Consider the following 19,806-nt stretch of genomic DNA (forward strand, 5'->3'; position numbering starts at 1 on the left):
CTGGCCTACTGTCCTGGTTGTTCCAGAGCTTTTAAATACTCGTAAATAGCCACCTGGGCACGCACTTTGCGGCGGTTGCCGCGCGGCACGTACTGGTTGCTCAGTTCTTTATCCACATAACGGGCCTTGACCGTATCGCTGAACAGGATCTCCAGAATGTCCAGAACGCGCTGTTTCAGCGCCGGATCCAGCAGCGATACCGCCACTTCGATACGGTAATCTATGTTGCGGGTCATCCAGTCGGCGGAGGACAGATACACCCGTTTGTCACCTTTATTGTCGAAAACGTAAACCCGGTCGTGTTCCAAAAAGCGATCGACGATGCTGATCACCTGAATATTGTCGCTGATCCCCGGCAGGTTGGGAATCAGGGAACACATGCCCCGCACCAGCAGGCGGATCTTCACGCCGGCGCCGGACGCGGTATATAACCGATCTACCAGCCCTTTATCCACCAGATTATTAATTTTCAACATAATGCCGGCCTGTTCCCCGGCCTGGGCGTTGGCGATTTCGTTGTCGATCAGCTCATACAGCTTCAGGCGCGAGTTCTGCGGCGACACCATCAGGTTGTCGAAGGTGACCGGCCGGTAGGGGTTCTCGATAAAGTTGAACACCCGACGCACCTCGTTGGTGATGCGTGAGTCGGCGGTCAACAGCGAATAGTCGGTGTAGATGCGCGCGGTTTTTTCGTTAAAGTTGCCGGTGCCGATATGAGCATAGCGCACAATTTCATCGCCTTCACGGCGTGAAATCAGGAACAGTTTGGCGTGGATTTTCAGGCCCGGCGCGGAGAAGATCACGTGTACGCCGGCCTCGGTCAGGCGCTTCGCCCAATGAATGTTGGCTTCTTCGTCGAAGCGCGCCTGCAGCTCGACCACCACCGTGACTTTTTTGCCGTTGTGCGCGGCGTGGATCATCGATTCGATAATGCGTGAATCTTTCGCCACCCGGTAGATGTTGATCTTGATAGCCAACACGCTTGGATCGAACGACGCCTGGCGCAGCAGCTCCAGCACGTGCTCGAAGGTGTGGTACGGATAGTAGAGCAGCACGTCTTTTTCGCGAATGGCGTCGAAGCCGTTGCGGAAACCGTCGAACCAGATGTGGCGCAGGCGCGGCAGCGGCTTGTTGACCAGGTTGGCCTTGCCGACGTTCGGGAAGCTGATGAAATCTTTGAAGTTGTGGTAGCGGCCGCCGGCGATCACCGAATCGTAGTTGGAGATGCCCAGCTTGCCGCGCAGCAGTTCCACCATTTCGTTCGGCATGTCGCGCTGATACACGAAGCGCACCGGCTCGGCGGTCAGGCGCTGTTTCAGGCTGGAGGACATCAGTTCCAGCAGGCTGGATTCCATTTCGGTCACCAGATCGTACTCCGCGTCGCGGGTCATTTTCATCGAGTAGGCGTTGAGCGCGTCGTAGTCGAAGAAGCCCTTGAAGATATCGTCCAGGCAGTAACGCAGAATGTTGTCCAGCAGGATCATCGGCTTGCGGCGGCGCGGCGCTTCCGGCGGCAGATTGACGAAGCGCGGCACCTTGTCGGACGGGATCTCCAGCAGCGCATAGTCGATGCGCGCGCCGCGGATGATCTCCACCGCCAGATAGGTGTAATCGTCTTTCAGGAACTGCACCAGATTGGTGTCGTGATTGATCAGGATCGGCGTGATGTGCTGGCGCAGATGCTGTTTGAAATATTGCCGCAGCCAGATTTGCTGGTTCTCGGACACCTGGCGTTCGTTGATCAGGAAGATCTGGTTACGCGCCATTTCCAGCAGCAGATCGTTGTACAGGCCGTCGAACTCCTGATCGGTTTTCAGCACCTTGGCCTGGATCTTTTTCAGCAGGTGGCGCGAGGCGCCGGCGGAGCCTTGCTCTTCGCTGATCAGGATGCGCCGTTTGAGATCGGCGAAGCGGACTTTATAGAATTCGTCGAGGTTGTTGGAGTAAATGCCCAGAAAACGCATACGTTCAATCAGGGGATTGCTCTTATCTGCGGCTTCCTGCAACACGCGTTCATTAAAGGATAACCAGCTTAGTTCTTTTTCGATGTAGAGCTTTTCCTGACCCATTGCCACTCCAGTTCAAATTTAGAATAGGATCCGGGACGCAGCGCCCGGATGCCGCTCTAGTGTCCTTGATCATTATTGCGAGAGATTGACAGGAAAGTCCAACATATCCATTGCGTTGGCGCGCGGCATTTTTCGGCGGCAATAAATTTTCGCCGAGGCGGGACGCCCGGCAGTGAAGTGAGTAGCATGAAATGACGATTATCAGGCTAATTTTTGGTGATATTGAGCGTGTTTACGGTAATTTTTCAGCAATATACCGACGCCATATTGTCTGTTTGCAGTGTAAAAAACCTGGAGTGTGGCGGGTAACTTTGTCATGCAAACGTCATAAAACTGACATAAGATGCCCGGTTATCTTACGGCGCAAGCCCGATTACATCAGCGACAGCGAGACACATGACACAGACGACGGCCAATCAACATCCCCGAGATCGCATGCGCGGGCGCATCGACCGCGGCGTGCAGGCGGCAGTGACCGCCAGCGGGCTGATGGTGCTGATGACGTTGATGCTGATCTTCGTTTATCTGCTGTTTGCGGTGCTGCCGCTGTTCAAACCGGCCTCGCTCGGCCAGGCGCAGCCGCTGCCGATCGCGGCGTCGGCCCCGGCGCTGGCGCTGGGCATGGACGTGCAGCAGCGCGTCGGTTACCGCATTGACGCGCAGGGCGCGGGGCAATTTTATCGCCTGACGCCGACCCCGAACGGCCAGCCCCAGGCGCCGCTGGCGCAGCAGACGCTGTTGGCCAAGCCGGCGCTGCTCGCGCAGGCCGCCGGAGAGCGCGATCTGTTTGCGCTGGCGCAGGCCGACGGCCGCTTGGTGGTGGCGCGCGCGGATTTCGCGACGGCGGAGACCGGCCGGCCGCAGTGGCTGTTCCCGCTCGGGCAGCAGCCGTTGGCGCTGGATCCACAGCGCAAGCCGCTGAAACTGATGACGCTGGCGGATGCGCATCGCGGGCAGTATCTGCTGGCCGGGGTGACCGACGATCGGCGCCTGGTGTTCGGCCGTTTCAGCCCCGACCGGCCGCCGCAGTTCAGCGAGCGCCCGCTGGAACATGATGCTGAGCAACTGGTGCTGACGCCGGATGGCCGCCAGCTTTACCTGCTGACCGGCAACCGGCTGGCGCGTTATCAGATCGACGGCGCGCAGCTGCAGCTGCGTGAAACGCGTACCCTTGGCGAACATGCCCCGTATCAGATGACGGCGCTGCCCGGCGGCAGCGCGCTGCTGATCAAGGGCGCCGACGGCAATCTGCGCGAGTGGTTTGAGGTGGAAAAAGATCGGCGCTGGCGCCTGACGCCGGTGCAGCATTTCGACCACGGCGCCGACGGGCGGGAGCTGACGGTGGCCGAGCCTTACCGCCGGGTGTTCGCCACCCTGCGGCCCGATGGCGGCTTCTCGCTGTTCTCTACCATTCAACCGCAGCCGCTGCTGAATACCCGTTTGAGCGCCGAGGTGCGGCAGATGGCGTTCGCGCCGCGCGGCGATGGCCTGCTGCTGGAGAGCGCGCAGGGCTGGCAGCGCTACGCGCTCGACAATCCGTATCCAGACGTCACCTGGCGTTCGCTGTGGGGCAAGGTGTGGTATGAGAACTACCCGCAGCCGGCCTACGTCTGGCAATCCACCTCCGGCGAAGACAGCTACCAACCCAAATTCAGTTTGATGCCGGTGATCTTCGGCACCTTCAAGGCGGCGGCTTACGCGATGCTGTTCGCCATTCCCCTGGCGCTGGCCGGCGCTATCTATACCGCTTATTTTATGACGCCGGGGCTGCGGCGGGTGATCAAACCGGCTATCGAAGTGATGGGCGCGTTGCCGACGGTGGTGATCGGGCTGGTGGCCGGCGTTTGGCTGGCGCCGATCATCGAGCAATACCTGTTGGCGGTGCTGGCGTTGCCGCTGCTGCTGGCGGCGGCGGTGCTGCTGTGCGGCGCGTTGACCCATCGCTTTATGCCGCGCTGCCGGCCGGGTGTCGATCTGCTGTTGCTGTTGCCGCTGCTGGCGTTGACGGTGTGGCTGGCGCTCAGCCTGGGGCCGCGGCTGGAGGTGGCGCTGTTCGGTGAGCCGCTGCATTTCTGGCTGGGGGATAATTACGACCAGCGCAATGCGCTGGTGGTGGGCGTGGCGATGGGCTTCGCGCTGGTGCCGATCATCTTCTCGCTGGCGGAGGATGCGCTGTTCAGCGTGCCGGCTACCCTGAGCCAGGGCTCTTTGGCGCTGGGTGCCACCCAATGGCAGACGGTGATCAAGGTGGTGCTGCCTTCCGCCAGCGCCGGGATTTTCTCCGCGTTGATGATCGGCTTTGGCCGCGCGGTGGGGGAAACCATGATCGTGCTGATGGCCACCGGCAATACGCCAATTATCGACGGCAGCCTGTTCCAGGGGCTGCGAGCGCTGGCGGCCAATATCGCCATCGAAATGCCGGAGGCGGTCTCCGGCAGCAGCCATTACCGCGTGCTGTTCCTGACCGCGCTGGTGCTGTTTATCTTCACCTTCGTGTTCAACACGCTGGCGGAGGCGGTGCGCCTGCGGCTGCGCAAGCGCTACACGCCGAATCAGGAGGCGCCATGAAGAACTGGGTGAAGAGCGGATCGCCGTGGATTTGGCTGACCGCCGGTTCGGTCGCCGTCAGCCTGTTGGCGCTGATCGGCATTCTGTTGCTGTTGGCCGGGCAAGGGATGCGCTATTTCTGGCCGAGCCCGGTTTATCAGTTCGAGCTGAATCAGAACGGCGCCGGGCCGGTGACGGTGATCGGCGAGCTGTACCAGCAGCAAAGCATTTCGCGCCGCCAGCTAACGGAAGCGGGCGTGACGCCGCCGGGCGAGGCGCAAAGCGTCGAACGTTATCTGATCAAGGTCGGTAACCGCGAGCGTGAAGGGCAGGATTTCCGCACCTTGCTGGCCAGCGACATCCGCAGCCAAAGCACGCCGCGCAGCCTGCTGGTGCTGGAGCGCGACAGCCACGGCACCGCTTACGGCTATCTGGCGGGGCTGCTGGAGGACGGGCAACCGCTGACCGGCCGCAATCTGGGGCAGGCGTTGCAGCAGCGGCTGCCGCAAATCGCCGCGCTCTCGCGCCAGGCGCACGACATTCAATTTCGCGATATGGCGCGCATCAATCAGCAGTTTGACGCGCTGCGGCTGCGGGAAAAGCGCCTGCAGCGCGACGATAAGCTGGACGCCCGCGCGCAGGACGCCATCAAGGCCGAGCGGCTGGAGTTGCAGCGGCAATACCAGCTGCTGTCCGAACGCCTGGCGGGGCTGAACCGCGATCGCCAGCGTGATGCGCTGCTGCTGCGCGACATGCACGGCCAGACGTTGACCATTCCGCTCAGCCAGGTACGCGATGCCTGGTACCCGAACGCCATGAACACCAGCGAGAAGCTGGCGCATTGGGGCGAGCAGGTGAAGAAGTTCCTCACCGACAGCCCGCGCGAGGCGAATACCGAAGGCGGGGTGTTCCCGGCCATTTTCGGCACGGTGTTGATGGTGATCCTGATGTCGATCGTGGTGATGCCGTTTGGCGTGATCGCGGCGGTATATCTGCACGAGTATGCCGGCAACAATCTGCTGACGCGGGTGATCCGCATCGCGGTGGTCAACCTGGCCGGCGTGCCCTCGATCGTCTACGGCGTCTTCGGCCTCGGCTTTTTCGTTTATATGATAGGCGGCACGCTCGACCAGCTGTTCTATCCTGAATCCTTGCCCAACCCGACCTTCGGCACGCCCGGCGTGCTGTGGGCGGCGCTGACGCTGGCGCTGCTGACGCTGCCGGTGGTGATCGTCGCCACCGAGGAAGGGCTGTCGCGCATTCCCACCTCGCTGCGGCAGGGCTCGATGGCGCTGGGCGCCAGCCGGGCCGAGACGCTGTGGCGCATCGTGCTGCCGATGGCGGCGCCGGCGATGATGACCGGCCTGATTCTGGCGGTGGCGCGCGCCGCCGGGGAGACGGCGCCGCTGATGCTGGTGGGGGTAGTGAAATCGGTGCCGGTGCTGCCGGTGGACGAGATTTTCCCGTATCTGCACCTGGAACGGAAGTTTATGCATTTGAGCTTCCAGATCTACGATATGGCATTCCAGAGCCCGAGCGTAGAGGCGGCGCGGCCGCTGGTGTTCGCCACCGCCTTCCTGCTGGTGACGATCGTGGTGAGTTTGAATCTGGCGGCGATGGGCATCCGCCATTCGCTGAGGGAGCGGTACCGAGCATGGTCGCAGTAACAATGACGCTATTTTTGGGGAGTGCGTAATGGGTTTGATGACGCCAGGCAGTTTGCCCCGGCTGGATGTCCAGCATCTCGACGATGAACAGACCGCGCTGGCGGTCAACGGACTGAACCTGTTTTATGGCGACAAACAGGTGCTGCACGACATTTCGCTGCGCATTCCGAAGCACCGGGTGACGGCCCTGATCGGCCCTTCGGGCTGCGGCAAATCGACGCTGCTGCGCTGTTTCAACCGCATGAACGATCTGGTGGACAACTGCCGCATCGAGGGCGATCTGCAGCTGAACGGCGCGGCGATCTCCGGCGCGCAGATTGACGTGGCGGCGCTGCGGCGGCGGGTGGGCATGGTGTTCCAGCGGCCGAACCCGTTCCCGAAATCGATCTATGAAAACGTGGTGTACGGCCTGCGGCTGCAGGGCGTGCGCGACCGGCGCTTGCTGGATGAAGCGGTGGAGCGTTCGCTGCGCGCCGCCGCGCTGTGGCATGAGGTGAAGGATCGGCTGCGCGAAAATGCGTTCCGCTTGTCCAGCGGCCAGCAGCAGCGCCTGGTGATCGCGCGCGCCATCGCCATCGAGCCGGAAGTGTTGCTGCTCGACGAGCCGACCTCGGCGCTGGATCCGATCTCCACGCTGACCATCGAGGAGCTGATTTCCGCGCTGAAACAGCGTTACAGCGTGGTGCTGGTGACGCACAACATGCAGCAGGCGGCGCGCGTCTCCGACTACACCGCCTTTATTCATCAGGGGCGGCTGGTGGAGTACAACGACACCGACGCCATCTTCACCTCGCCGCGCCAGCGCCGCACCGAAGATTATATTACCGGGCGGTATGGGTGAGCGACGTGCCGCCCCCCTAGCGAACGAAAGGCTGCGGGATAATGCAGCCTTTCGTCTTTAGGGCGGCCGTCAGTAATTTTCGCGAATGCGGATCGCTTCTTCTACCCACTCCGCCAGATTTTCCTTGATGTGATTATAGACATTGGTGCTGGTCAAATAAGGCGGATCATAGGCTTTGGCGATTCCGGAAAGCTTTCTATCCCCCAGCTTGATATGATCCAACGGGTTGTTGCCTTTTCGGGCTTGTTCGCCGGCGCTGTCTTTCAGGTTATGGATATACACCACCAGCACGCCCATGCCTTTCTTCCAGGCTTCGCAGATTTCGAAATTGATCCACTTGCGATTGGCGGTATCTTTACCCGCGAGAATCACGGCGCAGCTCCGATTGTCCAACTGGCCTTTGATCCAAGCGGCGATGGCGTCGTCACCGCCTTTTTTCACTTCCTCCCAATCGTTATCCGTGGCCGGCCGGTTACCTTCCAGCGAGCCCATTTCGCGTATCTGAGAAGCGCGCCAGTTGTCCGGCTCATAATGGAAACTGTAAAAACATTTTCTGGTCATCGAGGATTATCCTTAGTAATGATATCGATAAGTGCCAACAGGCATGTTTTCTTCTCCGCCAGGCTGCCCGGCTCGTTAAGTTGATCCAGCAGGTTCATGGCGACGGGATGGCGGTGATAGAGGGTGTCTTTCATCTCCTCCTTGATTTTTCGGTAGATCTCGGCGGATGCGCCGCCGGTACAACCGATAGGAATGCAGACGCAGCCTTGTTCCGCAGCGATGTGGAACTCTTTCAATAAACCGTCGGCCAGCACGCATTCGCCTTCGGCGTTACGCTTGTTGCCGAACAAAAAAACCGCGATGCCGCTGAGCGAAATCATGTTCTGGCGGTATTCGTGCCAAAGTGCCGGCAGCGTAATGCCCCCGCTGGCGAATTGGGGGAAAGGGCGCAATACCAGCTGGCTTTCGCTGATTTTCCCCCCGCTGGCGTAAATAGCTTCCAATGCGCCGTTGATCACCGCCGTGCCCACGCCCCAACCGAAGCCGTTGACGATGCGGTACTGTTTGCAGATAAGCAGGCGCGCCAGGCGGTGTATGAACTGGATGGATTCTTCACGGGCATAGGGATGGTAGTTGTCGGCGCTGCCGGAGATAAACACCGTGCTTTTCTTGAATTGCGTTTCGATGGCATACAGCAGGTCGGTGATTTGCCGATAGTCCTCCACCAGCAGCGTTTGAATGCCGTAACGGCGCAGATCGTTGATCATCAGGCTTTGTTTTCGGCTGTTGTAATCATAAGACGCCTGATCCTCGCTGCCGCTGTCGCCAGCCTGAACGCGCCGCATGATGCAGTAGTGGTTTCTTTTCCCTTCGCCGTACTGCGCGTAAAGGCGACTCAATACGTATTGCAGGTTGGGGTCTTCAAAGCTGAAACCGATAAACAGGAAGGTTTTGGCGGTCAACTCCGCCATCAGCATGTTGATAAAAGGAAGGTGTGTACGGGAGTAAGTTTCGTATTGTTCGCGGGTGATAATCGCCTGGTTGGGGGTTCTATAATCACCATGCATTTTATATAAGACAACATCGCGCTTGTGAATATTGTTGGTCAGACTTTCCGGCGTGGTTTTAACGTCGCAGACGCGATTATAACGGGCATAGGTTTTTTCAATCAGATCGTCGTAGTTGGTTGTCCAGAGTGACGCTATCGGCAATCTGGCAATGATCCGATGATTTTCAGTTTCTTCCGCTTGCTCAGCGAATTCTGTAATTATTTTTTGATTTATCTTATGCCGGTTGCCTTTTTCATTGAGATGATATTGAGCCAGAGAAATAAGGTCACTTTCTTTTTCTATATCCAGCCCCAATTCATAAGCGATATCACCGATAAGCTCTTTCCAGCTGACGAAACCGGCGGGTATGGACAGCCCGGCGCCGGCAAATAGCGCGGCGCTGCCGGCTTTGATATCATTAACGTAATCACGAATAAACAGTTCTATATCACGTTCTGGCATTAGGAAATCCTGATATTGTTCGAGGTTCTTGATTGGTTAGTTGTAAATTATGGCTTTCATGAATAATTGCATTAAACAAAATATCACGGTAAGACGGCGGGTTAATTTTGTAAACTTTATTTTTTATTTTTAGCGATATTGTGCGTGTTATTTAACTCTTGAATTTATTATTGGCAATTATTTGGGTTTTTAATTCATGTGGTAATAATATCCGCCATCAGGAAATGTGGCGGCAAGCTCGATAAAATATATTCCTGATGTTTAACCACGTTGTGAACCCGATCAAACAAAAACAATTCTCATTATCATTGATCGTCGGTGTAAAATGTATATACTTCGATAAGCTATGTAAACTAACGTAAATGGATGTGTTTAAATGTGTGCATGGAAGCCCGGGATTTGGCCTGCACTCTTGGCGCTCTGCGCTCCGGCGTGGTGTGCGGAGATCGCCAGCCCTGCTGACCGCGACAGCATTACCCAGCAGCAGAAAACGTTGCTGGAACAGGCGCAGCAGCAACGCGAGGCGCTGCAAAATAACGTTGAGTTGCCGGCCTTGCCGCTGCCTGTGTCGGCCGCCGCAGGGGCGGTTTGCCAGCCGGTGCGGCAGATCGTTTTTCAGGGCGCCGAACATCTTTCCTGGTCGGTGAAGGAAAGCCTGGTTCGCCCGTATCAAGGGCGCTGCCTGACGCTAGAGCACATCAACCGTCTGGTGCGCGAAACCACCAATGCTTATCTGCAACGCGGCTATGTCACCTCGCAGGCCTGGCTACAGGAGCAGGATATCTCCCGCGGCGTGTTGACCGTGAGCGCCAGCGAAGGGCGAATCGAGTCCATCACGCAGAACGGCGAGCAGACGCTGGCGCTGAAAATGGCGTTTCCCGGCCTGGTTGGCGACGTATTGAATCTGCGCGATATTGAGCAGGGCATGGAGCAGCTCAACCGCCTGCCATCGCAACAGGTGGTTATCGATATTCAACCCGGCGAACAACCCGGCTTTTCCAACGTGGTTTTGCTGCGTGGCGCCCGGCGCGCGCCGGTCTCTTTCTCTTTCGGCGCCGATAACAGCGGCCAGAGAAGCACCGGCACCGGGCAGATGAACGCCGCCTTCACGCTGGATAACCCACTGCGCCTCGCCGATCAATGGTCGCTTTCCGCAGCGCGCAATAACGATTTCAGCCCGCATTACCGCAGCCGCAGCCTGAACGGCGGCGTCACCTTACCCTACGGCTATTGGCTGTTCAGTTACCAGTACGCCTGGAACGATTTTTTCCAGCGGGTGCCGTTCAACGGCGCGGCTTACCGCTATCAGGGCAACAACCAGACCCAGCGTCTGGGCGCCAACCGCACGTTGCTGCGGGATGGCAAACGCAAGCTGGCCGTCGATATCGGGCTGGCGCGGCGTACCACGGAAAATAAGCTGGCGGGGGAACGGTTGGGCGTCAGCAGCCCGACGCTCAGCGTCGCCAGCCTGGGCCTCAATTACAGTGCGGCTGCGGGCGGCGGCTATATGACGCTGAACCCGACGGTAAGCCGCGGGCTGCGCATGCTAGGCGCCACCGCCGACGATCCTGAGCGCGACGGAGCGCCGCGCAGCGAGTTCCGCAAGCTTGGCCTCAGCGCCAGCTACTTTTATCCGCTCGCCCCCTCTCTCTATTACCTGACCTCGGCCTATGGGCAAACCAGCGCAGACAACCTGTATGCCGGCGAGCGCATTTCCATTGGCGGGCAATACTCGGTGCGTGGCTTTAAAGAGCAGTACCTGACCGGCAATCGCGGCGCCTACTGGCGCAATGAACTCAACTGGCAATGGCGGACGTTGCCGGGGCTGGGAGAGCTTTCTTTCACCGGCGCGTTAGACGCCGGTTGGTTGCAGGGGCGCGCCGGGCTGATAGACGGCGGCAGCGTCGCCGGCGCGGCGCTGAGCGCGACGCTAAACGGCCGCTGGTTCAATCAGGCGGTCACCGTCGGTAAACCGCTGACGCACCCAGGCAGCCTGCAACCGGATCGTTGGGTGGCCTACTGGCAAGCCACCGTCACGTTATAACGCCAGCACACAGCAGGAGCGCCTCGGCGTTCAAAACAACATCCTTTCGAAGGAATGAATATGGATAAGTCCACTTCCCCTTTGGCGCGGGGCGCCAGCTATTTGCTGATCTACCTGACGGCTTTCCAGCCGTTGCACCCGGCGTTCGCCGCCGGCATTACCGCCGCTAACGGCAATACGCAGGTTCATATGAAACCGGGCAACGTGCCGGTGGTGAATATTGCCACGCCGAACGGCGCCGGCATTTCGCACAATAGCTATCAGGACTTCAATGTTGCTGCGCCTGGCGCGGTGTTGAACAACGCCACCGCCGCCGGTCAGTCGCAGTTGGCCGGGCAGTTGAATGCTAACGGCAATCTCAAAGGCAAGGCCGCGGAGCTGATCATCAACGAAGTCACCGGAGGCAGTCGTTCCGAGCTGCAGGGCAAGCTCGAGGTGTTCGGCAACAAAGCCAACGTGATGATCGCCAACCCGAATGGCATCACCTGCAACGGCTGCGGCTTTATCAACGCGCCGGGCGTGACGTTAACCACCGGCAAACCGCAGTTCGACAAGCAGGGCGCGCTGGAGGCGCTGGAGGTGAAAAAAGGCGGCGTCACCATCGGCGGTAAAGGGCTGGACGGTTATAGCGCCGACTATGTTGACATCATCAGCCGCGCAACCGAAGTGAATGGGCAAATCAACGCCAACAATCTGTCGCTGACACAGGGCGCCAACCGCGTCAGTTTTAAAGACGGCACCATCAAGCCGATCGCCGGCGAAGGCGCCAAACCGGTGTTGGCGGTGGACACCAAGGCACTGGGCGGCATGTACGCCAACAAAATCCGCCTGGTGGCCAATGAGGATGGGGTAGGGGTTAACCTGAAAGACCTCACCAGCAAACAGCGGGATATTACGCTGAGCGTTAGCGGGCGGATTGAGTTGGGCAATACACAGGCAGCGACAGACTTGAACGCCAGCGCCAGGGAAATTCATATCTCATCGGGTGTTAAGGTGCGCGGTGAACGTGACGTGACAATGGCTGCCGATACGCTCAATAACAACGGCAATGTTACGGCGCATCGCGATATGCGGGTGTTTGCCGATACGGTACGCAATGTGGCACTACGTGATGGCGACAACACCGCATTGCATAGCAACAATAATCTCTGGATTCAGAAAGACGCTCAGGGGAATAAAGCCAAACAGATAGAAAACCGCTCTGCACGCATTCAGACCAACAGCGGTGACTTGGTTATACGCACGGAGAATTTGAACAATGTCAGGCAAGAGGTTCAAGCCGTTTGGAAAAATACTCCCGCTAACTCTAAAGCGTTCAATAAATCCTTGGTAGGAAGTTATTACGACTCACGGCAAGGTGTTGACGCTATTGTGCTGCTGGAGCCTGAACTGAAGGACTTTGGCATCGGCAGTTGGTTTGGCGAAATCAACCTGTCGAAAGGCGACAAGGTTAATGTGGGGAAAGACGAGTATCTTCTGGTGAAATCGCAGGCGCCGGGGGTGATAAATTCAGGCAACAACGCTTATATCAACGCGACAACGTTATGGAACGATCAGTCGAATATCAGCGCGGCCAAAGATCTGATCCTGACGGGGAACGATTTTACCGTAAAGAGCATTCAACTCGGCCAGAAAGATCGGTACTGGCGTCTGGGAACGAACACGTTTGGCGTTGGGGCGTTTGCCCGTGACGAAGATGCGCCTCCCGGAGATTGGGATCTGCTGTATGTCACGGAAAAAGCGCCTTATACCAAGCAGCAGGAACTTGTCGTCTGGCGAGCAAAGGGGCAGCAAAAATCATCGATTACCGCCGGCAATAATCTCACTGCGGATTTTAAAAATAAGATAGAGATCAGTACGCCGACGCCTCATGAAAATCAGCTGAATGAAGTGGTCACCTCCGGCAGGCCAGAGTCGCTAAAGGCACGGAATGTTCTGCTGCATGCCAAAAATATCGTCGGTACTGATGCGATTCGTGCCGACGGCAATATCACCGCGATTGCCGAAGATCGGATTGTTCTTGGGCAAGGCATTTTGGCCGCCGGAAAAGAGCTGTCTCTGACGGCGGTCAACGCCATCGACGCCTGGCAAAGTGAGCTGAAAGGGCAGGACGTCACGCTAAACGCCAAAAACGGTGAGATAAAGATACATTCCAGCGAGAAACCTCACTACTTCCGCCCTGACGGTTCGCGTTGGTTGGGCAGCCTTGAGGCTTCACGCGATTTGTCTCTCACGGCTGGCAGTACCATTACGTTGCTGAATACGCTGCTAGCGCCGCAAAGTCGCAATATCGCCATGACGGCTAACGGCAGCATTGCAATCGTAAAAAACAGCGCGTTGTTGGAGGGGCCGCTATTGGGGGGGCCGGTTTCTCCGGCTAAACGGCAGGAATACTTCAACCAGCTGTTGGCCAGTGGCCAAATGAGGGCAACGGGTTCGGTTCTGCTCAATAGCGGTGGCTATCTGGCGCTCCGCGGCGCCAAGATTAATGCGGACAAGGACGTTACGCTGTTAGCCGCCCATAACGCCGATCTTAACTACCGTGAACTTGACGGCCGATTCAATGCGCTTTTCCCTGTGTCCCGCACGCCTGAACTGGGTAGCCGGGTACACGCCGGCGGCAATTTGCTGATTAACTCGGCCCGCGACATCGGCACCCAGGGCGGCGCGCTCTCCGCTAACGGCAATATCACGCTGCTGGCCGGGCAGAATCTATGGTTGTCGAACCTGGCCTATTCCGCCATTGATGCCGCCAACGACAACAACAAAGACGACCGCCATGTGGTCACAGCCCTCAGCGCGGGTAAAAACCTGACCGCGTCGGCGAATAACCAACTGCTGACTTACGGCGCTAGGCTGACCTCCGGCGCCAACATGACGCTGACCTCCGGCGGCGATATGCGTTTCGAGGCGGTGCAAAATCACACTTACCGCGAGGGCGGCAACGAGTTCACCGAAACTCGCACCCAGCAAGGCACCGAGCTGAATGCCGGCGGCCTGATGACGGTGATTGCCGGCGGCAGCATTCTGTTCCAGGCGACCAAGCTGGTGGTTAAAGGATTAGGGGCGAACTGGAAACCATCGGTAGCGGTGACGGATTGGGGGAGTCGGATAGCCATTGCAGAGCAGCAGCTTCAAAATGCACAGCAGCGTATCAATCAGGCTCTGCAGGACAAGAGCCGGGCTGAACAAGCGAAAAACAGTAAAAGCAATGAATTTAATACGTTGCAGCGTGACATTGATACGCTAAGACAAAGACAAGCAGATAATTTAAGGAAGACTCAGGAATTTTCCGCCAAGCATGGCAAGTTAATGGAAATTAACGATTGGGGTTTATGGCAACAAAGTGCCGCCCTCGCTGCCGAGGGTATCGGCATCACCCATGAACTCTTGGAAAAAGAGAAGCGTGCGAATATCCTTCCGAATGAAATAAATGCCGAGCAATCAGCGTTCAATAACGCGCAACAGCGCCTTACTCAGGCCACGCAAGATCGCGATGGCGCTCAATCACGCCTGGCAACCGCCCGCAACGAGGCGAAAAGCAAAGGGGCGGACGAGGCCAAACAAAAAGCCCAGGTCGACGCCCATAATCAGGCCGAAGCCATGCGTGTCGGCAATATGGATATTGCCGCCAAGGGTGGCTATCTCTACGCCCAGGCGATGGAAGAGTCCAGCCACTACGAGAAAAAAGAAACCAAGCGCAAATGGTGGGGCAAGAAAACCGAGGTTAAGCAGACCCGCCATGACGTGACCAACAAGGTTACCGAGTTTACCGCCGCCGGCAATATCACGCTGATGAGCCGCGACGACAGCACCTATGAAGCCAGCAAAATCGCCGCCGGGCAAAACGCGCGCCTGACCAGCTCCCGTGGACAGGTTAACTTCCGCGCGGTGAAAAACACCTCTTTCGAACAGACCGTCAGCAATTCGAAAGGCTTCTTTATCAAGCAGGCCAATAAAGGGTACGAAGACAATAAGTGGGTGCTGCCGAACATCCATACCGGTGGCGCCTTGACCGTAGAGGCCGCCAAGGGTGTTAGCGCCGATGTGAAGGTGAAAAACGGCCAGGCGCTGCAAAGCGCCATCGACGCCCTGGGCAATACGCCGGGCACCACCTGGGTCAAAGATCTGAACAAGCGCAACGACGTGCAGTGGAGCAAGGTCAAAGACGCTTACGATAGCTGGGATTACAAGAGCCAGCACCTGAACCCGGCGGTGGCGGCGGTGATCGCCATCGCGGCCGCGGCGGTGACCGCTGGCAGTTCACTGGCGGCCACGGCAGCCTCCAGCGTTTCCGGCGCCGTGGGCGGCGGGGCGGTAACCAGCGGTGCGGTCACCGCCGGGATGTCTTCGCTGGCCTCCCAGGCGGCGGTGGCGTTGGTGGAGAACCAGGGCAACCTGTCGAAAACCCTGCAGGCGCTGGGTAGCAATGAGAACGTCAAGGCGACCGCCACGGCGATGGCGATCGGCGGCGCGCTCAACGGTTTCGACAGCGCGATGGGCTGGAGCAAGGACGCGGCGGGCAAACCGCTCAATCTAAACAACGTCAAACTGCCGCAGCTGAGCAACGGCGACTGGAGCAAGGTGGCGCAGCGGGTGGCCGGGCAATCGGTCATCAGCTCCAGCCTGAATACCGCCATTAACGGTGGCAGCTTCAAGGACAACCTGACCAATGCGCTGCTGGCGAATATCGGCAGCCAGGTTCAGGCCGAGGGCGCCAATCTGATCGGGGATAACGGTCAGGTTCTCAATATACCGGGCCGTGCCGTAAGCCATGCCGTTCTGGCGGGCGTGGCCGCAGAAATCGGCAAGGGCAATGCCAAAGGCGCAGCGGCAGGGGCGCTGGCGGCGGAGCTGGCCGGGGTGATCATCAATGATAATTTGGTCAGAAGTGAAGGCTGGCAAGAGCGTCAGGCTCAAATCAGCCGCGTAGCGGGCGCCTTTGCAGGGGCCATCGTAACCGCCAAAGCAGCAGGTGCCACCAGCGGTGCAAATGCGGGTGAGTTTGTCGAGCGTTTTAATCGACAGTTGCATCAGGAAGAACTCAACGCCATTAAAGCGTTGGCTAAGGGTGACAAGGAAAAAGAAGCGCGTCTGATGGCGGCTTCATGCCGAAAAGTAGCTTGCACCACGCAAGAGGCGTTGAACTCAGACGAACGCAAGCAGTTTGAAGCCCTGATGAATAAGTACCCGTCAACGCGGGATGAAGACGGCCTCATTGCCAATTACTGGGTACAAAAAGAGCGCCAGCGCTTCGGCAACTATCCGGCGTTTGCCGGCTATGACAGCGAAAAGTTATTCACGTATGATTTGGGCGACCAGATAACCGACGGCCAGCTGTTTGCACGCAACCAGCAGATAGAACAAATCAGCAAGTTGACCGGGTGGTCGCCGGACTGGGTGAATGCCTCGGTGATGGCAGTCTCTATCGCCAGTACGTTTGCCGGTATGGGTAAAGCGAACGTCGGCAACCAGTACCTGTCATCCAAACTGGTAGGGCCAACCAGCGCCTGGAAAGGGTATCTGGTCAATGAGAAGACCGTTCAACAGGCTGCTGCGTTTAGGCAGCAGGTATTAGATGCTAGAGCGCCATTTGCGGAAAAAATCCGAAAAAAAGGAAATGCAGCTGTTGCACAAATCGATGTTCCTGGTATGCCGAAAACACTTGCGGCACACAGCAGGATAGCTAAAGCAGAAAAAAGTTTCATAGGTGATGGAAACCAAAACTTTAAATATGAAACCATTAAAAGTTCTGATGGTATCCTCATATCTAGGAATACAGATTCAGAGTACAAAATTCTGGACAACCTGGCTGATAAGTTAGGTAACAATGTATCAGCTGAGGGGAGAGTCACCATTTTCACTGAACGTGCTGCATGTGAGAGCTGCTTGGGTGTCGTAGAGCAATTTCAGAAAAAATACCCTGGAATAAAAGTAGAGGTTCTCGACAATAACGACGTAATGCTGATCCCTGGGAGATTGAAATGATGGATGAAGAACGCATGACTTATGAAGAATTGCGAGCTGAGTATTTAGATTGCTTTTATAGCTGTTGTAGAAGTCACATTAATGCTTTTAATAAAAATGGTACGACCTGGGAGTACGGTATTGAAGAAATAGGGTATGCATCTTATCAATACGAAAATGCACATTTATCGCCTGTGGAAATGTTAATGCTGAAAGTGTTTACACTCATCCTTATAGCCGGCAGAGGGCCAAAAGATGTTGAGAATAATTACCGAAACTCAATTTCTTCCATTTTGGAAAAAACAAACCTTGAGTCTCTAATTCAAGGTATTGGCGAAGATGAAAAAAGCGATTTGCTTTATGATATGGAGTTGCTTGGATTGCTTGAGAAGCCTGAGTAACCTCACCGCTCCCAACAGTTTGAGGTTAGGCACGCTTTGCTCATGCAAATGAGCCAAGGTAAAAAGTACCACTATAGGCCACGGTTGACGGAAATCTAACGCCCATGCGAACGGCTCTCCGGAGCCGTTTTCTCTTGATGTTGTATTCCATATAAACGCCGATAGGACGCGGCGGGCAAACCGCTTAATCCAAACAACGTCAAACTGCCGCAGCTGAGCAACGGCGACTGGAGCAAGGTGGCGCAGCGGGTGGCCGGGCAATCGGTCATCAGTTCCAGCCTGAATACCGCCATCAATGGCGGCAGCTTCAAGGACAACCTGACCAATGCGCTGCTGGCGAATATCGGCAGCCAGGTTCAGGCCGAGGGCGCCAATCTGATCGGGGATAACGGTCAGGTTCTCAATATACCGGGCCGGGCCGTAAGCCATGCCGTTCTAGCGGGCGTGGCCGCAGAAATCGGCAAGGGCAATGCCAAAGGCGCAGCGGCAGGGGCGCTGGCGGCGGAGCTGGCCGGGGTGATATTGGGCGACAATATCATCAAGCCGGAGGAGTGGCAGAAGAAATCGGAACAGCAGGCGCAGATGGCACGAGTGCTGGGCGCAGCCGCAGGCGCAGTCTTCACCGGCAAGTCTGATGGTGCTTACAGTGGCGCCACCGGTGGTGAGAATGCGTTCCGATACAACTATCTCAGCCACAAACAGCAAGAATTGATGGAGAAAGATTTGGCGGCCGCGAAATCGCCGCTCGATAAAGCGGTTGTGTTGGCGAACTGGGGAATAACGAGCCATACCCAGGATGGCGCCTTTGCGGCAGGTGTAGTCTCGGGCATCCCAGTTGAAATCAGCGATACGGTGGATGGTTTGGTCGCCGTGGCCAGTAATCCACGCGAGGCCGCGGATGCATTAATAGCTCTGATAAAGAACGATGAACGATTCTCGATTATCGGAGAGAGTGTGAAACAGGAATACCTGGGGCGGATCGAGACATTCAAGACGAAGTACGAACATGCCGGCGTGGATGGCGCTTTTGGTGCAGGTCTGGAGTTTGGTAAACTGACGATGGCCGGGCTAGGGCTGTTTGCTGGGGCCGCCGGTGCAGGTAAGCTGGGTGTAAAAATAACTAGTAACACGCTTAAAGCTACTTCCAAAGCTGCCGAGAAAAACACATTAATTGCTCTAGACCGCATGCCCAAAAGTGAGACGAAACTTCCGTGGGACTCTTGGCAAAATTATCCGAAAAAAACAGTTGATGGACGTCAATACGCACGTATAGGTGATCGTCTTTACTCTCAACATGCCGTTGACCGAATGCAACCAACAAGCTTAGGTTCCCCAGCAGGAACCATTGGACCTGGAAAAACCATTTCTCCAAATATAGTTGAACATGTAATTAAAACAGGTGTTACTGAAACAAGCATATCCAATGGTATTCAAAGGACAATTTATCGGGCTGGTGACATTGGTGTGGTTACTGAAAACAATGGTAACATCATAATCACAATCCTTCGTAGGAGTGAAAAATGAGTGAGTGGATTTATCCCGATGTAATTAAAAAACTTAGGTTTTCCTGTGTGGCCTTTTTAGAGGGAAAACTATCTGTGGCTGAAGTTCAATCAGAAATAGATAACGCAGGTAACAGTATTGTAGCGATAGAGGAAAAATGGTTACGACAGTTGCTACTTGATGCGGAAAGCGATATTGAACTTTTGATCTTCACTATTGACAATGAAAAATTGACAGCAGCTGTTACACCTATCGTACAGAATATTATCAAGGAAATAAGTTAGGAAATGGCTTCGCCCCTATTTCAGCAACGTGCTATGCATCATAAATAGGTAAATAATACCGTTTATGGAGGCTGCTGACCCACGTATGGAAACGGCTCTTCGGAGCCGTTTCTGTTTTTTTATCGTCCCCGCCCCGAAAACCGCAATACCAGCCCTATCAACAGCAACGCAGCGCCCGAGGCGTAGAGTGGGAACCAGCGCGTCCACCAGAGCGGGGAAAACAGCGGGGCGCTATTGGGATCTGCGGAGGCGTAGCCGCTATAGGTATTTAGGCCGGCGGTTATGGCGAACATGACCAGACCGATAAAAAGCAGCAGGTTTGAGATGGTCGTCATTATATTTTCCTTTGTAGAGGTAGAGGGTAACTCTTACTATCAATATGAATTATTGTTCGATTAATTATCTCGGATGAATATTATTTATTTCCGCATTCATCAGGCTATTTCCTGACGATAAAATAGCATGCCTTAA

The 19,806-nt window shown here is 56.4% G+C and carries 11 protein-coding genes and 1 pseudogene; 8 read left to right on the forward strand and 4 right to left on the reverse strand.

Annotation, left to right across the window (positions count from 1 at the left end):
• Nucleotides 1-5: 5 nt before the first annotated feature.
• Nucleotides 6-2,069, reverse strand: a complete 2,064-nt coding sequence (gene ppk1 / locus ACJ8PI_RS20635) for a polyphosphate kinase 1 (protein ID WP_033648827.1) — start codon at nucleotides 2,067-2,069, stop codon at nucleotides 6-8.
• Between the two features lie 396 nt (nucleotides 2,070-2,465).
• Between ppk1 and ACJ8PI_RS20640 the strand changes: the two genes are divergently transcribed.
• From ACJ8PI_RS20640 to pstB, 3 genes are read left to right on the forward strand one after another with little or no spacing between them, the layout of a single operon-like run.
• The gene (locus ACJ8PI_RS20640; protein ID WP_164134641.1) at nucleotides 2,466-4,637 is read left to right on the forward strand and encodes an ABC transporter permease subunit; all 2,172 of its coding nucleotides are present in this window, start codon (nucleotides 2,466-2,468) and stop codon (nucleotides 4,635-4,637) included.
• Entirely contained in the window at nucleotides 4,634-6,283 is a 1,650-nt protein-coding gene (pstA, locus tag ACJ8PI_RS20645; RefSeq protein ID WP_033635525.1) for a phosphate ABC transporter permease PstA, read from the forward strand. The genes ACJ8PI_RS20640 and pstA overlap by 4 nt, the downstream gene beginning before the upstream one ends.
• A 28-nt stretch (nucleotides 6,284-6,311) precedes the next feature.
• Nucleotides 6,312-7,124, forward strand: coding sequence for a phosphate ABC transporter ATP-binding protein PstB (gene pstB, locus ACJ8PI_RS20650; RefSeq protein WP_019452422.1), 813 nt, complete (start codon nucleotides 6,312-6,314; stop codon nucleotides 7,122-7,124).
• Nucleotides 7,125-7,193: 69 nt separating this feature from the next.
• Here pstB and ACJ8PI_RS20655 read toward each other — a convergent pair whose 3' ends face one another.
• Both ACJ8PI_RS20655 and ACJ8PI_RS20660 read right to left on the reverse strand, forming a co-directional pair.
• Nucleotides 7,194-7,685 carry a TIR domain-containing protein gene (locus ACJ8PI_RS20655; protein ID WP_033654571.1) on the reverse strand — a complete coding sequence of 164 codons (492 nt, stop codon included), beginning with the start codon at nucleotides 7,683-7,685 and terminating at the stop codon, nucleotides 7,194-7,196.
• Nucleotides 7,682-9,136, reverse strand: coding sequence for an SIR2 family protein (locus ACJ8PI_RS20660; RefSeq protein WP_164134642.1), 1,455 nt, complete (start codon nucleotides 9,134-9,136; stop codon nucleotides 7,682-7,684). The genes ACJ8PI_RS20655 and ACJ8PI_RS20660 overlap by 4 nt, the downstream gene beginning before the upstream one ends.
• Before the next feature lie 376 nt (nucleotides 9,137-9,512).
• Between ACJ8PI_RS20660 and ACJ8PI_RS20665 the strand changes: the two genes are divergently transcribed.
• The 5 genes and pseudogenes from ACJ8PI_RS20665 (at nucleotide 9,513) to ACJ8PI_RS20685 (ending at nucleotide 19,335) form a co-directional block, all read left to right on the forward strand.
• Nucleotides 9,513-11,180: a ShlB/FhaC/HecB family hemolysin secretion/activation protein gene (locus ACJ8PI_RS20665; RefSeq protein WP_049213370.1), complete on the forward strand. Its 1,668-nt coding sequence runs from the start codon at nucleotides 9,513-9,515 to the stop codon at nucleotides 11,178-11,180.
• Nucleotides 11,181-11,240: 60 nt separating this feature from the next.
• Entirely contained in the window at nucleotides 11,241-17,168 is a 5,928-nt protein-coding gene (locus ACJ8PI_RS20670) for a DUF637 domain-containing protein (protein WP_164134643.1), read from the forward strand.
• Entirely contained in the window at nucleotides 17,165-17,548 is a 384-nt protein-coding gene (locus ACJ8PI_RS20675; RefSeq protein WP_126192347.1) for a hypothetical protein, read from the forward strand. Before ACJ8PI_RS20670 ends, ACJ8PI_RS20675 begins: the two co-directional genes overlap by 4 nt.
• 165 nt (nucleotides 17,549-17,713) lie before the next feature.
• Nucleotides 17,714-19,072, forward strand: a pseudogene (locus ACJ8PI_RS20680) (DUF637 domain-containing protein); the annotation flags it as partial.
• Nucleotides 19,069-19,335: a hypothetical protein gene (locus tag ACJ8PI_RS20685; protein WP_049213429.1), complete on the forward strand. Its 267-nt coding sequence runs from the start codon at nucleotides 19,069-19,071 to the stop codon at nucleotides 19,333-19,335. The pseudogene ACJ8PI_RS20680 and the gene ACJ8PI_RS20685, both read left to right, overlap by 4 nt.
• Before the next feature lie 119 nt (nucleotides 19,336-19,454).
• Here the strand turns inward: ACJ8PI_RS20685 and ACJ8PI_RS20690 are convergent, their stop codons facing one another.
• The gene (locus ACJ8PI_RS20690; protein WP_060419990.1) at nucleotides 19,455-19,670 is read right to left on the reverse strand and encodes a hypothetical protein; all 216 of its coding nucleotides are present in this window, start codon (nucleotides 19,668-19,670) and stop codon (nucleotides 19,455-19,457) included.
• Between the last annotated feature and the right edge of the window lie 136 nt (nucleotides 19,671-19,806).

This window comes from Serratia sp. CY82433 (assembly GCF_052166535.1).
Classification (GTDB): Bacteria; Pseudomonadota; Gammaproteobacteria; order Enterobacterales; family Enterobacteriaceae; genus Serratia; species Serratia sarumanii.

Bases quoted from the DNA above. Each gene is read 5' to 3' on its own strand.
- ppk1 (WP_033648827.1), bottom strand. From the start codon at position 2,069: ATGGGTCAGGAAAAGCTCTACATCGAAAAAGAACTAAGCTGGTTATCC.
- ACJ8PI_RS20640 (WP_164134641.1), top strand. From the start codon at position 2,466: ATGACACAGACGACGGCCAATCAACATCCCCGAGATCGCATGCGCGGG.
- pstA (WP_033635525.1), top strand. From the start codon at position 4,634: ATGAAGAACTGGGTGAAGAGCGGATCGCCGTGGATTTGGCTGACCGCC.
- pstB (WP_019452422.1), top strand. From the start codon at position 6,312: ATGGGTTTGATGACGCCAGGCAGTTTGCCCCGGCTGGATGTCCAGCAT.
- ACJ8PI_RS20655 (WP_033654571.1), bottom strand. From the start codon at position 7,685: ATGACCAGAAAATGTTTTTACAGTTTCCATTATGAGCCGGACAACTGG.
- ACJ8PI_RS20660 (WP_164134642.1), bottom strand. From the start codon at position 9,136: ATGCCAGAACGTGATATAGAACTGTTTATTCGTGATTACGTTAATGAT.
- ACJ8PI_RS20665 (WP_049213370.1), top strand. From the start codon at position 9,513: ATGTGTGCATGGAAGCCCGGGATTTGGCCTGCACTCTTGGCGCTCTGC.
- ACJ8PI_RS20670 (WP_164134643.1), top strand. From the start codon at position 11,241: ATGGATAAGTCCACTTCCCCTTTGGCGCGGGGCGCCAGCTATTTGCTG.
- ACJ8PI_RS20675 (WP_126192347.1), top strand. From the start codon at position 17,165: ATGATGGATGAAGAACGCATGACTTATGAAGAATTGCGAGCTGAGTAT.
- ACJ8PI_RS20685 (WP_049213429.1), top strand. From the start codon at position 19,069: ATGAGTGAGTGGATTTATCCCGATGTAATTAAAAAACTTAGGTTTTCC.
- ACJ8PI_RS20690 (WP_060419990.1), bottom strand. From the start codon at position 19,670: ATGACGACCATCTCAAACCTGCTGCTTTTTATCGGTCTGGTCATGTTC.